Below are 15,998 nucleotides of genomic sequence, written 5' to 3'. Positions count from 1 at the left end.
AGGCCAACCCGCCGGACACATAGGCCGGCACCAACACGACGAACCCAGGAAGGACCAGCGCCAATGCCCGACGCAGTGACCGGACCCCGCGTGGCTGAGGACGAGCAGCAGGCGGAGGGCGCCCTGGACACTGCTGTTGGGCTGGGTCTGGCAGCCGGCGCTCAGATTGAGGTCCGCGACGAGGAATGGCTGGTCCGCAACTCCCGTCTCATCCGTCCTGGCGAGTACCTCATCGAGGCGACCGGTTCCTCCCCGCTCGTTCGCGGTCAGGAAGCCCGCTTCTTGACCTCTCTGGACACTCCCAGGGCGTTGCTCCCCGAGGAGACCCGGCTCGAGCCCGATCTGACCCCGGAATTTCGCTGTAGCAGGCTTTTCCTGGAAGCCGTGATGCGCAAGACCCCATTGCCGCAGTCCGAACGGGGACTCGCGGTCGCCGACAGTTTCCTCCTCGACGCGATGGATTACCAGCTTCGCCCTGCAGAGAAGGCCCTGGTCAACCCCGTACGTCCCCGCCTGCTGATCGGCGATGTGGTCGGCCTCGGCAAGACGCTGGAAATCGGCCTGCTGCTCGGCGAGCTCATCCGTCGTGGCCGTGGTGAACGCATTCTGGTCGTCACCCCGCCACCCGTGCTCGAACAGTTCCAGCATGAGTTGTGGACCCGCTTCTCCATTCCCCTGGTTCGACTGGACAGTGTCGGTCTGGCCAGAATTCAGCACCGCATCCCGGCTGGCCGCAACCCCTTCACCTTTTACAGGCGCGTCATCGTGTCCATGGACACCCTGAAGGACCGCGACCGCTACCTCCCGCTGCTGCGGCAGGTGCACTGGGATGCTGTGGTAATCGACGAGTCGCACAACCTCATCGGGGACGATCGCGCGCAGGGGAAAAACCCGAACCGGCGACGGGAGCTGGCTAAGGTCCTGGCTGCTCAGACCGACGCGCTGGTCTTCGCCAGCGCCACCCCGCACAACGGCAAGATGCGGTCCTTCGCCGGGTTGGTCAACCTTCTGGACCCGACCGCCATCAAAAACCCCGGCAAATACTCCGCGGATGACATCAAGCACCTCTACATCCGACGTACCAAGACCAATCCGGAGGTCGCCCGCAGCCTCAAGGACCACTGGGCTCCACGTGGGAGCTCGCTTCCGGTTCACTGTTCCGCGACGGAGCTGGAAGAACAGGTTTTCGCCGAGCTTGCCGAGGTCTGGCTGCGACGGCCCGAGCAGGCGACCCTGGACGGCGATGAGCCGAAGATCTCTCTGCGGGGCGATGATCGCCTCTTCCCCTACACCCTCCTCAAGTCTTTCCTCTCCTCCCACCGTGCCCTGTTCGAGACCGTCCGTAAGCGGCTCGGCAATCTGAAGCACCCGCTGGACAAGCCCTCGGTCACCGACGCCGCCGGCCCAGAGCCGGTGGTGGACGCTGTCAGCGCCGAGGTGCACTCGCTGCGCCGGCTGGCCTGGCTGGCACGGCGGATCGAGCACGAGGCCCTGCCCGGCACCGGAGCTGCGCCGGCGAAGCTCGCTGGGCTGGTGGCGGTCCTGAAGGAAAAGGGAGTTGGTAAGGGCAAGCAGGTGCGCGCCGTCGTCTTCTCCGAGCGGGTCGAGACTCTGAAGTGGCTCGGCGAGGTCGTCCCACCACTGCTCGGGTGGACGGACCGTGACGCGGCAGCCGAGGCCGTGAAGGTGCTGTACAGCGGTGTCCCGGAGGACGATCAGACAAAGTATGTCGAGGAGTTCGCGCTGGGCAGCGCCAAGGTGCGTCTGCTCCTCACTGGGGACGGCGCCTCCGAGGGCGTCAACCTGCACCGAGAATGCTCGTTGCTGCTGCACTGGGACCTGCCGTGGAGCCTGATCCGGATCGAGCAGCGCAATGGCCGCATCGACCGCTACGGACAGTCGACCCCGCCGGAGTTCCGGGCGATGATCCTCAAGACCAGTGTGCCGGACGCACTGGATGACACAGCGATCGCCGAGAGGTTGTTGGAGCGCGAGCGCATCGTCCACCGGGATTTGGGCACCGTCGAAGCGGTCACGCAGTACCACGATGCGGATGTCGAGGAAGACCGGCTGACTAGGAAGCTGCTCACCAGTCCGCCGGAGGAGGCTGTCCAGAGCTTGGAAGCGACGGCGCCCGCACCTCAGAAGCCTGAGGTGGCGGACGACGTGGAACAGGCGCCGCTCGCCCAGAGCACCATGGGCGAGTTCGGCATGGACTTCTTCGCCACGGACGATTACATCGCCGAGGCGGCGGACGAGACCGCGAAGCCGGAGACCGTGGATGGCGACGAACTGCCTGCGCCGCGGCGGGCGGTGCAGTTGCGGATGTTCGACACCACACGGGAGTTCGTCCGCGCGGCTCTCGAAGAGATCGACGATCTGAAGACCTACAAGCTTGGAGTTGAGTGGGACAGCGCCTCGGACCTGAGCTTCGATACACCTGAAGACTTGTCCGTTCGCTTCTCGGCCCTTCCGGCGAGCTACCGGCGCGAGCAGGAGATCGATAAGCGCGTCCGGCTGACCTTCAGCCCCTCCGACGCGGCAGAGTCGCTCAAGCGCGCGCGGCAGTCCACCGACTCGCTCTGGCCGGACAGCTCCTATGTCAGCGATCTGCATCCGGTGGTCGACTGGCTGGTGGACAAGGTCCTCGTGCAGCTGGGCCGACAGACGGCCCCGGTCCTGCAGACCTCCGTGTCCGAACCCGTATTCCTCGTCCAAGGCGTCTGGTCGAACGTGGAGGGTCGTCCGACCGTCGTCTCATGGATGGCCGTTGACCGCTTGCGCCTTCCAGTGTCGGAGCAGCGGGTGCGCGAACTCACCCGTGAGCTTCTCGGCGAGCTCGGAGTCGGCCCGGGCATGGATGACCACCGGGCTGCCGGCAACATCAACGCCCTGCGCGCTCTGGTGCCGGTCGCCGTGGCGAAGGCGCGTGTGCACATGGACGAGCTCAGGGCTGCCAGCAATGCCAAGGTGGACGAGCCGCTCGACAAGTTCCAGGACAAGATCAACATTTGGGCTGAGGAGACCAGCGGATCCAGCGGGAGCAGTACTCGACGCGGCACCGTCGTCGCGGCTGCCGACGAGCTGACGGAGCGCGTACGCAAGCTCCGCACGTCTGGTGAACCGCTGCTGCGTGTCCTGGCAGTCCTGGAGCCCGGGGCATGAGCGGACACTCCACTATGAGCATTGGCAAGCAGCACGGTCAGCAGGAGGAAGCGTGACATACGACTCGCTGGTCAACCGGGGCGAGTACCTCTCCGCCTTCTATCTTGACGACGTCCTGCCTGGAAAGATCAAGAGCGGTCTGCTCAAGGAGTGGACTGAGCGTGAGCGGCAGAAGCTTCATACCCCTCGTCAGGGTCTGCGCGACCTCTCCGACAAGCTGCTCGCGGCACGAGGTCAGCTCGTCGACGGAGCCAAGCGCTACAACGGCTGCGACGACCAGACCGCGGTCGCAGCCCTGGCCGAAGCCGCTCGGATCCTGAAGGCAGCCCCCGAAGACGCGACCCCCACCGTGACCCTTTGGACTCCTGCCCATTTCGGCCTGGACCCCGAGGGGGAATGGCGCGGCGCACTTCACCAGTGGCACGATCAGCTCATGCTGGCGCTCGGGATCACCCCTGCCCCGCAATTCCGCACCATGCAAAGCGCCGCCGGTCGGCACGCGATCCCGCTTGCGCACGCCGAGGACGGGCTCGTCGTCATCACTGGTGGCTTCGCCACTGAGGTCGACGCGGCTCTGGATCCCTCGGGTGCCAATCGGCTGAGCGCGCCCGTCAGGGTGGCCACCGGGGAGCAGGTCACCACGGTCACCGCCCTGGCCCGCTGGCTTTTCCAGGCCGAGAACGCGCCCAGGTATGCCCTGTTGCTCTTCGGCAGCGTCGTCGTGCTCGCGGACTGCAACGTCTTCGGCCAGGGCCGCTATCTCGCTGTCAGCCTCGACATCGCGCTGCCCCGCAAGAAGGCCAAGGGCGCGACCGCTGGCGAGATCGACATCATCGCGACGCTCTTCGGGGCACCCTCGCTCCGGCCCGGCACGGATGGCGCCGAGGACGAGATCGCCAAGCTGATCGCCGCCTCCAACGAGCACGCGGTCGGTGTTTCCGCGGATCTGCGCAACGGTCTGCAGGAGTCGGTGCAACTGATCGCCAACGAGGTGCTCACGTTGGCCCGCGCCAAGGGAGTCGAGCCGGCGGACCTCGCCGAATGGCTTCCGCATGTGCTCAAGGAGCCCGGCGACCTGCCCCGGTTGCTGACCACCGAGGCCCTGCGCTACCTCTACCGGATCCTCTTCCTGCTCTACGCCGAAGCCCGGCCCGAGCTGAAGATCCTTCCGATGGACAGTGAGGAGTATGTCTCCGGCTACAGCCTCGCACGCTTGCGTGATCTCGTTGTCGCCGAGCAGCTCATCGACCCGCACTCGCGTGAGCGCTATCACTTCCACGAGTCCCTGGAACTCCTCTTCGAGAAGGTCTACACAGGTCACCCTGTCGCCGACACCGCTCGTGATCGTGGAGCTGTCTCCGAGCCCGCAGCTGACGAGCTTCTGCCGGACGATGGCCAACCAGGTGTCCGCATTGAGGCGCTGCGCTCAAGACTCTTCGACCCAGCGTCAATAAAGCTGATCGGACGGGTCCTCAAGGCGCCCGCGCACGCTGGATCGGAAGAGCGGCGAGGGCCGGATCGACTCGACCTACGGCCGCGCAACAAGACTCTGCACAAGGTGCTGCGGCTGCTCACCATCGCCAAGCCGCAAGGCGCGTCTCGGCGAGCGGGGTTCATCTCGTACGCCAAGCTGAGTATCAATCAACTCGGCGCGGTGTACGAGGGGTTGATGTCCTACACGGGATTCATCGCCGAGAAGCCGCTGTACGAGGTCGCGCCCAGTGGTGACCCCAAGGACGGCTTCTGGCTCATCACCGAATCCCAGGCCAAATCGGGCCGCTACCCTGACCCGGAGAACGGGGTCGGCAGCGTCTTCGTCAAGGACAAGGACCCCAGGACGCATGAGCTCGTCTCCCGCGTTCACCCGGTGGGCTCGTACGTGTACCGGCTGGCCGGCCGTGACCGGCAGACCAGCGCCTCCTACTACACGCCCGAGTCGCTGACCAAGGCGACTGTGGAACAGGCCCTGCGCTTTCGACTGCACCCCGAGGGTGACCCGGACCCGGCCAACTCGACGGTTACAGCGGCGGAGGTGCTGCGTTGGCGTGTCTGCGAGCCGGCCCTGGGTTCAGGTGCGTTCCTCAACGAGGCGGTGAATCAACTCGCAGACACCTACCTGCGGCTGGCGCAGAAGGAACGCGGACAGGACATTCCAGCCGAGGACTACCCGGCGGAGCTGCAGAAGGTCAAGGCGTACATCGCACTGCACAATGCGTACGGCGTAGACCTCAACCGCACGGCAGTGGAGCTCGCCGAGATCTCGCTGTGGCTCAATACCGTGCACCCGGGGATGAAGGCGCCGTGGTACGGGTTGCATCTGCACCGCGGCAACTCGCTCATCGGCGCGGCGCGCCGGGCCTACAGCGGCCAGGGGCTGTCGGCTGGCGGCTGGTTGAAGACCAAGGACCCGCAGCGACCGACGGCTTATCCGCTGGCGGGTGGGCCGATCCCGGGCAGGGCAGTGCACCAGTTCCTGCTGCCGGCCATGGGGTGGGGGAGCGTCACTGATGAGAGTGAGGCTGACCGGCTGGAGCCGGAGGCCGTCAGGGCACTGAAGGCGTGGCGCAAGGGCATCCGCAAGGGGCCGAAGGGCGAGGCGGCGAAGAAGACGGCGGGTCGGAAGAAGGCTGCTACTGCGCCGGCTGGAGGTTCCGCGACTGTTCTTGCAGCTGCTTCGGGCAGCGGGCATCAGCAGGTCACGGTTCGGATCGGAGTGCACCGGCAGGGCACCTTTGATCTTGGGCAGGAGATGTGGGAACAGGACACGCTGCTCAGTGGTGCGGGTCCCGGAGCTGACGTTGCGACGTCGCTGGCGGCACCGGAATTCGGCCGAGCTAAGCGGGGAACGGCAGCCATTAAAGCGGCAGCCAAGGCCGATCAACGCGCGGTCGCGCCGTACGTTCAGCCGCAGACGGGTCGGCTTCAGGCGCTGGCGCGGCGGGTGGAGTACCTGTGGGAGCTCGTCGTGAAGCGGTTGGAGCTCTCTGAGCAGGAGATCGCCCGGAGTATCGACGTCTGGGGTGCCTCGGAGGAGATGCTGGCTGAGCGGTCACTGCTGGGCGGCCGAGCGGTGGACCGCGACGCCGTACGTGTGGCGTTGCACTCTGTCGAGGGACCGTATTGGCGGCTCAAGCAGGTAATGGACGCTTGGTGCGCGCTGTGGTTCTGGCCGCTCGACAAGGTTGGCGAGCTGGACGGCACTGACGAGCTGTATGTCGGGCCGGAAGGCGAGGACCTGACGCTGCGAAAGAAGGGCCAGAGCGGGCGCAAGGTCGCGCTGAAGAATCTCGACGACTGGATCGAGTTCGCTGAGGCTGTCGTCGGTGCTGCGGACGTGGATCGTGATGGCGGCACGTTCTTTGATGTGGTTGAGGCGCGGACGCTCGCGGAGCTGGACGACTTCGAGGAGCAGCTGAACGCCACGATGGTCGACGCCACGGTGTGGGCCCGGGCGAACGACCTGGGGGAGCGGTTCCCGTGGAGCGGGACGGCCAGCCGGATCGCGGAACAGCACGGGTTTTTCCATTGGGAACTTGATTTCGCACACATTTTTAGTGATGGAGGGTTTGACCTACAGGTCGGGAATCCGCCGTGGGTCAAGCCGGAGTGGGATCAGGACGGGGCTCTGGCTGAATTTGAGCCCTGGTTCAAGCTGGAGGAAAAGTATACGACTGAGGCTCACAAAGAACGAAAGAACGAGGTTCTCGCACTGCCGGCAGCGAGGGCGGCTTTCCTGGGAGAGCTGGCCGACCATGCGGCAGTTTGGGAGTTTCTGAGTTCGGCGGACATGTACCCGGAGCTTGTGGGTACGCAGCCGGATCTCTATCGGGCGTTCATGTTGTTGTCTTGGAGGTGCGTCGGGGAACGTGGGATCTCGGGCTTGTTGCACCCCGCCACGCATCTGACAGGGACCAAGGACGGCAAGCTGCGGCGAGCCACGTATGGACATCTGCGGCTGCATGCCGACTTCGTGAATGCGAAGCACCTCTTTGCGCCGCCGGTTGGGCATACCACGCATTTCAGTCTCAATATCTACGGGGTTGAGCGTGAAATTCGATTCCAGCACGTCAACTGGTTGTTTCATCCGCTTGTTCTCGGAAAATCCATCTCCCATGATGGTGCTGGCGACGTGCCAGGAATCAAGCACAACGGCACCTGGGATCTGCGGCCGCACCGTGCCCGGATCACCATTGTGGATCGGGCGATCCTTGCGGACTGGCGAGATCTGGCAGGGGAGGAGAAATCTCTGCCACTCGAAGAAGTAAAGCTGCTCTTTCCGATCACTGCCGCCGAGCAGGACGCAATCGCTGCCCTGGCGCGGTGGCCCCATCGGCTAGGTGCAATGAAGCCACTCATTACTCGAGGATTCCACGAGAAGGATGACCGTGCGGCAGGGCATTTCAGCTGGGACTCTGGCCCTGCTGGCAGCCTCGGGCAGGTGATTCTGCAAGCACCGTTCTTCGGCGTTGCTACGCCGTTCGCGAAGCAGCCAGTGAATGGTGCAACGACTGCTCAGCAGGTGGAGTCATGGGATTCCGTCAGCCTCGCGCAAGATGCTATACCACGCACCAATTATCGCCCCACGCAGGATTCGGCGAAGTATGCGGCCGGGCTGCGTCAGACTTCTTGGCTTGATGGCGAGCTATTGGAGAAGATGCGTGACGACAAGGCGGTGCTCGAGGTTGCTGGGAATATTGCGGACGAGAGTAGCGCCGAAGGCGTGGATCGGGAGTCTGTAATCGAACAGGTCCTCATGGACTGGGCAACGCGCTCGTATTCCAAGTTTTGGCGTGTTATTTGGCGTGAGATGATCCCGTCGGATACGGAGCGAAGTCTCTTTGCGAGCCTAATCCCAGTAGGAGTGGCTCATGTGCACACTGCTCGGAGCTCGGCTCTGCCTACTAAGGCGGAAACCGTGCTCGTCGCGGGATTTTTTGCGGCGCTTCCGCTGGACTACCTCCTCCGTGCCGCCAATCGACGCATGGACGTTACGGACGCGCGAAGCATGCCGGCTCCCTCCAAGGGCCATCCCCTCGCCTCGGCTCTCCTCCTCCGTACCCTGCGTCTCAATTGCCAGACCAACGCGTACGCTCCCCTCTGGGCCGAGCTATATGACGAGGCCTGGAGGCAAGACACGTGGGCGTCCGACTGGCCGGGTCTGCCACCTCTGGCCATGGGTGTCACCCCCACCTGGACCGCCGTCACCCCCCTCCGCGCCGAGCGCTCTCGCCGCTCGGCCCTCGTCGAGCTCGACGCCCTCGTCGCGGTTTGGCTCGGCATCACCGCTGACCAACTGATCGCCATGTACGACGCACGCTTCCCCGTGATGCAGCAGTACGAGGCGAACATGTGGTTCGACGCGGCCGGACGCCGCATCACCAAGGCACATCAGGTCCACGGCTACGGCCAACCCAAGGACGCTTGGAAGCAGCTCATCTCCCACGAGGACTACCCCCGGGAAGCCACGCTCCCTGCGGCCCCCACCCACCCCGCCCCGCTCCCAACCGAGAACTGGGAGTACTGCGCTCCGCTCCGCCGTGCCGACCGCGAGGCGGAAATGCGTGCGGCTCACGCCGAGTTCACCCGTCGCTTGCGGGCCGCCGGCTGGGAGCCCGGGATGTCGCAGGCGCCCGGTACCGTCGGCAGTGACGACACCAGCACGGACACCGCACCCCAGGAGGGCACCCCCGCATCATGAGGCCGACTCTCGCCGCGCAGGCCCTCCAGGAGACGCTGGTCCAGTACCTCGGCACCACCTTCGCGCTCGCGGACGACCGTACCCGCGAGGCGTTGGAAGGGTTCTTGAACGACCCGGCCGACGGGCTGTTCCGCGGTCCGTACCTGCGCATCCGTCGGCCGTTCAAGGCGGCGAACGATGGTTGGCAGCAACATCTCGACTGGTGGCCGGCGGGCTTCCGACCCTACGCCCACCAGGCTGAGGCATTCGCGCGGTTGAGTACCAAGACGGGCCCGGCCGAGCCGACAATGGTCACCACCGGTACCGGCTCCGGCAAGACCGAGTCCTTCCTCATCCCGGTGCTCGACCACTGCCGCCGGGCACGACTCGCGGGCCGCCCCGGGGTCAAGGCCGTCCTGCTCTACCCGATGAACGCCCTCGCCGGTGACCAGGCCGACCGTATCGGCAAGCTCCTGGCGGACGACCGGGTGTCGGAGGTCACCGCCGGCCTGTACATCGGTGACAAGCCAGGTGGCGGCAGCAAGGCATCGCCGTACGGCCGGGTGATGACCAATCGTCAGGAGATCCGCCGCAACCCCCCGGATATCCTGATCACCAACTACAAGATGTTGGATATCCTGCTGCAGCGTCAGCTGGACGCCCCGCTTTGGCAGGACGCGGATCTCGCCTACATCGTCATCGACGAGTTCCATACCTATGACGGCGCTCAGGGCACCGACGTCGCCATGCTGCTGCGCCGCCTCGCCTCCGTCGTCGGCGCCTCGAAGGACGGTCGGCCGCTGGGCGCGATCTGCCCAGTCGCCACCTCAGCGACCCTCGGTGCTTCGTTGTCACAATCCGGGGAGATTCCGCAGGCGGATGGCACAGCTACGGCGCCCGGCGCCGACCCTGCTAGGTCCATGCTTCACGTCGCCTCACAGGTCTTCGGTACGCGCTTCCCCGCCGACTCGGTGATCGGCGAGGATCGTCGTGACCTGAATGCGTTTCTCCAGCCCGAGGACCTGACCCTTCCGCTCCCCGGTCCCCAGGAGCTTGCCGCCCTGCCCGACCCGTCCAGGAGTCCTGAGGGGTTGGCCGCCGTCGCTGTGGCCGTTCTCGGTTGCGATCTGACGGACAAGCAAGAGATTGCCCGCCGGCTCCTTCGCCACCCGATCACCCACGCGCTGTTGCGGAGGGAGATTGACGCCCCTCTGACCTCGCCCCAGGTGCTGGCGGCATTCGATTCCACGTCCCTCTGGCGCAACGCCGCCGAGCAGTCTCCCGAAGTTGCAGCGACAGCCTTGGCGCGGTTCATCGCGCTGATCTCGGTTGCTCGGGACCCGGACGCTCCAGAGCATGAAAAGCGGCCATTGCTGCAGGTGGAGACCCATCTGTGGGTACGAGCGCTGTCCCGTGTGCTCCGTACGGTCTCGACCGTTCCCGACTTCGCCTGGAGCGACGCGGACCGGGCCACGCCGACGGCCAGGGCATCGGCCGCCATCGGCCGCAGGACTGCTGCCTCGCGGGGCCCGGGAGGCGCGCGTCTGCCTGCGATCTACTGCCGCCACTGCGGGCGGTCCGGCTGGTCCGCGATCTCGCCCGAGCGCAATCCCGGGGCACTGGTCACGGCTTCGGACGAGATCTACCGCCGTAGCGCGGCAGGTGGCACCAACAAGGCGCGGGTGCGTGCGCTGATCGCGGCCAGTGCGGCCGAGGCGGCGGACCAGGCTCGTTTGATAAGGGACAGCCGGGCCCGTCGCGGCCGTCGAGCAGCCGACGCCGAGGCCACTGTTCGCCTGCTTGAATCCTCGGGCGCGGAACTCTCGAAGTTGGACCCTGACGAGATGCTGGCCACAGACGGTACCGCCCTGCCGGCCCCGCGCGGCGGCGTCTACGTCAAAGTCAAGTTCGAGGGCGCAGAAGCCGACGCGGCCGCCAAGGATGACCAGTGCCCGGCCTGCGGGCAGGCCCAGGGCATTCGCTTTCTCGGTGCCGGTGTGGCTCCGCTGACCTCGGTCGTGGTCACCCAGCTGTTCACCGGCGGCGAGTTGCCCAAGAAGGACCCGAAGGACCCGGAGAGCACTGACCGCCGCAAGACCCTGATCTTCAACGACTCCGTCCAGGACGCCGCGCAGCGCGCGGGCTTCGTCGCCAGCCGGGCCTGGAAGTTCTCGCTGCGCTCGCTCATCACCGAGCAGCTGCTGCAACCTCGCGCCACCGGAGCGCAGCCGGACGATCCGCTGCAGCTGGACACCGGCGATCCAGACGGTGTGCCGCTGAACCACCTGATCGCTGCGCTGGTACGCCGGGCCGCTGCGCCGCAGGAGCACTTGCTGGCCTCGGTGATTCCGCCGGACCTGCATGACCTCGACCGGGTCGGAGCCCTGCTGCGAGGCAACAAGCGTATCCCGTACCCCACGTGGTCGCTCGTAGGTGAGCGGCTGGCGCTCAACACGCTGCTGGAGTTCGGGCTGTACTCCCGGCAGGGCCGCACGCTGGAACTGACCCGCACGGTTGCCGCGGAGGTCCACCTGACCGACGCCCGCAAGGCGGCGGAGACCGCCCGAGCCATCTACCAGAGACAGCTGCTCGACCTCCTGCCGCAGGATGTGGACGACAAGGACACTGCCTCGCCGATTCCTGCGGGAGACCAGGACGCTCTGCGGCACTTCGAGGGCTTCGTCCGGGGACTGCTCGAGCACCTGCGTGAAGGAGGTGGCATCCACCACCGCTGGCTGGACCAGTTCATCGAGGGCGAAGGCCGGAATCGCCACTCGGTGTGGTCGGGCCGCCCTGAAGGCATGCAGGCCTTCGGGAAGAACGCCAACGCTCCCGCCTTTCTTGTGCTCGGGGCCCGACCCGGCCCGACGGACTTCGACCGGGTCGACTCCAAGGACAGTTGGTATGCAGACTGGACGCACCGGTGCCTGGGCCTGGACCGGACGGCGGCGGCGACTTACCTGGCCGAGCTGATCCCGGCGCTGGCGAACGAGAGCATCGGTGCGATCGCCGCCCACAGGCCCAAGGGCGGCCAGGCAGTTCGCGCCCCTGGTGCGGCGGCCGGCGTCTACGGACTGACCGCCGGCCATGTACGGGTGCGACTGCTCACGGATGCTCAGGTGGGCAGGGCTGGTGTGGGCTGCCCTGAGTGTGGGTGGACCCAGACGGTACACCCGGACCGGATCGAGATCTGGATCGGCCTGCCGTGCCCGCTGAAGCGCTGCAGTGGCTACCTCATCGGCTCGTTGGGCCAGTCGCAGGAGGCTGATGCCGGAGCGCCTTCGCCCGCATCGCCCGCCGGCCGCACGGCCCGAGACCACCGCGAGGACTACTACCGCACCCTCTACCGCAAGGGCGGCGCATACAGCGTGGTGGCCGCTGAGCACACCGGTGTGCTGACCCGCGCAGAGCGCGAGGCCGTGGAGAGGGGTTTCCGCGAGGGCCTGCGACACACCGACCCCAATGTCCTGTCCTGCACGCCGACTCTTGAGTTGGGCATCGACATCGGCGACCTGGAGGCGGTGATCCTTGCCTCGCTGCCGCCCGGCACCGCCAACTACGTCCAGCGGGTCGGCCGAGCCGGCCGCAGCACCGGCAACGCGCTGTTGGTCAGCATCGCGGACAACAGTCCCCGTGCGCTCTATCATCTGTCCGACCCCACGCAGTTGATTGCGGGTCGGATTCTTCCCCCCGGTTGCTTCCTGTCCGCAGTGGAACTGCTGCGCCGCCAGTACACGGCTCACCTGGTCGACCTGGCCGCGCGCGTCCAACTAGGCGATCTGCTCCCGATGCCGGAACGGGCCTCGCAACTGACCGGCCGCACCGGTTGGCTGAAGGCCTTCGCCAAGGCGGCCACAGAACGGCACGAGCTCGTTGAGACGTTCATCGGGCTGTTCCCCGCGCTCGACGGCGTCCTCGACTCGGGAGTGTCACCCGAGGCGGCGGACGCGCTGCGGAAGTACGCCGCAGAGGAGTTGGCCGAGCGCTGTGCCGACGCCGAGGAGGCGTGGGAGGCTCAGCGGCGTCAGCTGATCGAACGCAAACAAGTCATTGATGACGCGGCGGAGGCTCTTCTCGACCAAGTGGAGGACCAGGCACGGGAGAAGCGTGGACTGCAGCGCGAGGCCAGCGCTGTCGCGGGGCGCATCACTGAGCTGGGTAAGGCCAGTGCCCAGGCATTCCTCGTCGAGCAGGGCCTGCTGCCCAACTACAGCCTCGTCGACAACGCTGTGGCCCTGGAGGCGGTGCTCACCCGCAAGGAGCCGTCAAAAAAGCAGCAGGCAGTGCAGGGGATGCCGGATGGCGGGAAGCCCCGGGTCACCTACCGCTCCGAGTTGCGCACCTACGAGCGTCCGGCTGCGATGGCCCTGGCCGAGCTGGCGCCCGGCAACTCGTACTACGTCAACGGCTACCGGCACGAGATCGATGGCATCGACCTCGGTCTTCGAAGCAAGTCTGACAACAGCAGCTCCGACGCTGTGCAGACCTGGAGAGTCTGTCCGGAGTGCGGGCATGTCCGTACGGAGCGCGCCGCCGAGGATAGAAGCGCATGCCCACGGTGCAGCGGCTCGGGTATCGGGGGCCGTTCCGCCGCGATGGACGTTATCGTGCCCCGCAAGGTGACCGCCCGCGACAAGCGTGACGATGCCCGTATCGTTGACGACCAGGAGAATCGCAAGATCGGCCGCTACACGTTTGCCGCAGCCGTGGACGTCGACCCGGACGAGATCAAGGACTCTTGGCGGCACAGCCACGCGACCTTCGGCGTCGAGCACATCCGCGAGGCCGTCATCCGCCGCTTCAACCTCGGCCCCACTCGTTACGGCCGCCGCGCTGACCGCTACCTCGCAGGTCAGGCCGTCCATGTCACCGGCTTCACCCTCTGCCCCGACTGCGGTGGAGCCTCCGACCGCGAGCCCGGAAACGGGCCCGTGCAGGAGGAGCTCAGCGAGTCGCTGGCCGGCCGGCCGGAGCTCGCGCACCACCGGCCCTGGTGTCCCACCCGCCGCCCCGGACGCCCGAAGACCCCGGATGACCGACGAGTCGTCACGGCTCACGAACACCACACCGAGGCACTGCGCATCCTGCTGCCCGCGGCCACGTTCCAGGTCGAGGAGCGGCTCGCCTCGTTCTCCGCCGCCCTGCACCTCGGCCTCGCGCTGAGCTACGGCGGCGATCCGGCCCACATCAGCTCCACGACCTCCACCCGCCCCGACCGGGAGACCGGCCTGACCCAGCATTTCTTGGTCCTCTACGACGCGTTGGTCGGCGGAACCGGCTACCTGCAGCGCTTGGTCGACCGTGAGGGTGAGGAACTGCGCGCCGTCCTCGCACAAGCACAGGCCGCACTGAATGCCTGCCCCTGCGCGAAAGAGCCCCGTAAGGCTTGCCATCTCTGCCTGCTGAGCTATGTCGACCAGCGTGACTTCAAGCTGGTGGATCGTCAGGAAGCCCTGTGGATGCTCAATGAGCTGCTCGGCCGGGACGGCTCCAGCGGCTGGTCCGTCAGTCATGAGCCGAGCTCCGCGGCCCGCTTCGCCGAGCAGGCGGAGAGCGACCTGGAACGTCGATTCCTGCACACCCTGGACCGCTGGCTGGAGAGTACGGCCGTCAAGGCGGGCGAGGTTCTGCACGAGGAAACCCCGACCGGCCGGCTGGGAAAGCAGTTCGACCTGCTGCGCCATGACGGCGCTCGGGTGCCGTGGGAGGTCGTCGCGCAGAAGGACCTGCCTGAGCACCGCACTCGCCCCGATCTGTTGTTCCGCCCCCGGGCCGGCTCCGGAGACGGTGAGACTCCGGCCGTGGCGGTCTATCTCGATGGCTACCGCTGGCACGCCAGCGAGCGCACCAACCGGATAGCGGGCGACGCCGCCAGGCGGGCTCGCGTGCGGGCCGACGGTACGCTCGTCTGGCAGATCACCTGGGATGACGTTGTCGCCTGGGACAAGCAACTCAAAACGGACGAGGGCGTCCAGGCCGCGGACCCCGACGCGGAACCGCGGCCGGATCCGCTTGCGGCCACCCTCGCCGGACCCGCTGCGGAGAAGGCCTGGCCGCCGTACGACATCGTCGGAGGCGCTGGGGCGCGCGTGCGTGCCCAGTGGCAGCAGCAAGGCCATCGTCCTGAGGACCTGGACTCCGTAGCCTTCGCCGGAGCGATCCCGAGCCTGCTCGACTTCCTGCGAAATCCTGATCCGCAGCACTGGCAACGGATCGCCAAGGCGGTGCTGTCCGGTCTTGTTCTGACTACCCCGCCCGACAAGCGGATCCAGGCCGCTCGTTCCGAGCTTCCTGGTCTGGTCGGCGCGGTACTCAGCGACCGGCAGCCACCCCTGACAACGGGTGGGGACATCCGTCTCTTCGCCGCTCGCGACAACTCCGGACTGCCCATCACGCTGATCGCCGACCCGACCGGGGGACCGGCCCAGTTGACTGCCCTCGCCGTTCTCGACGACCGAGCTGACGCGCTGGCCGGGGACAACGACCTGCACCGCCGGCGCTGGAAGGCGTGGCTATGCTGGGGCAACTTGATCCAGTTCCTCAACCCGTACGGCCTCGGGCGAGTCGACGGTCTGCTCCTAGCGCGGACCGCTCTTGACGGCTTCGACGTCCGTCTCCTCGCCGCGGCTGACGAAGTGGGCACCGGCGTGCTCGGCGCTGTGCGCGAGGCGGCGCCGGGCACGGGACTTGTCATCCCGTCGGACCTGGAGCTCCCAGCGGCTGATCCGGCCGCAGCTCCGGCCGAGAGCCCTGTGACGACGCAGGCCGCGGGCGTCGCCGCCTGGAAGACCGTTCTCGACGGGCTCGCGCGCGTCGGCGAAACCGCCCTGGAGGAGTTGGCGCGTCAGCTCTGCGAGCGTGGAGACGTCCCGGCCGGACACGCGGGGTACGACGCGATCGACATCAAGGGCGTGCCGATCGAACTGGCCTGGCCCGAGTCGCGTGTTGGTGTGGTCCCGGAGGAGGACGCAGCGGACGAGGATTTCATGAGGCGCTGCCGTCACGCCGGTTGGGAGGTTCGTGCCCCAGGGGGATGGTCCGTAACGGAACTCGCTGAGAGAATCAAGAACAGCAGTCCGCCCCGGACGGACTCCGTCCCGTCCTGAATCCTGCTCGCGGTGCCGCACCAGCGCCGTCCCGCACAACCTCTTGACGA

3 protein-coding genes are annotated in these 15,998 nt (G+C 66.7%); all 3 read left to right on the top strand.

What is annotated here, in order from left to right:
• The first annotated feature begins 63 nt into the window (after positions 1–63).
• Genes ACFVVU_RS26615 through ACFVVU_RS26605 form a run of 3 tightly spaced genes read left to right on the top strand, consistent with a single transcriptional unit; the run spans position 64 to position 15,948 of the window.
• Positions 64–3,165: a helicase-related protein gene (locus ACFVVU_RS26615; RefSeq protein ID WP_387792639.1), complete on the top strand. Its 3,102-nt coding sequence runs from the start codon at positions 64–66 to the stop codon at positions 3,163–3,165.
• Positions 3,166–3,217: 52 nt separating this feature from the next.
• Positions 3,218–8,863 carry an Eco57I restriction-modification methylase domain-containing protein gene (locus tag ACFVVU_RS26610; protein WP_387792637.1) on the top strand — a complete coding sequence of 1,882 codons (5,646 nt, stop codon included), beginning with the start codon at positions 3,218–3,220 and terminating at the stop codon, positions 8,861–8,863.
• Entirely contained in the window at positions 8,860–15,948 is a 7,089-nt protein-coding gene (locus ACFVVU_RS26605) for a DEAD/DEAH box helicase (protein WP_387792635.1), read from the top strand. Before ACFVVU_RS26610 ends, ACFVVU_RS26605 begins: the two co-directional genes overlap by 4 nt.
• Positions 15,949–15,998: the final 50 nt, after the last annotated feature.

This window comes from Kitasatospora sp. NPDC057965 (genome assembly GCF_042887135.1).
Lineage (GTDB): Bacteria > Actinomycetota > Actinomycetes > Streptomycetales > Streptomycetaceae > Kitasatospora.
The sequence above is the reverse complement of the archived record's forward strand: the minus strand, read 5'-3'. Positions and strand labels throughout refer to the sequence as shown.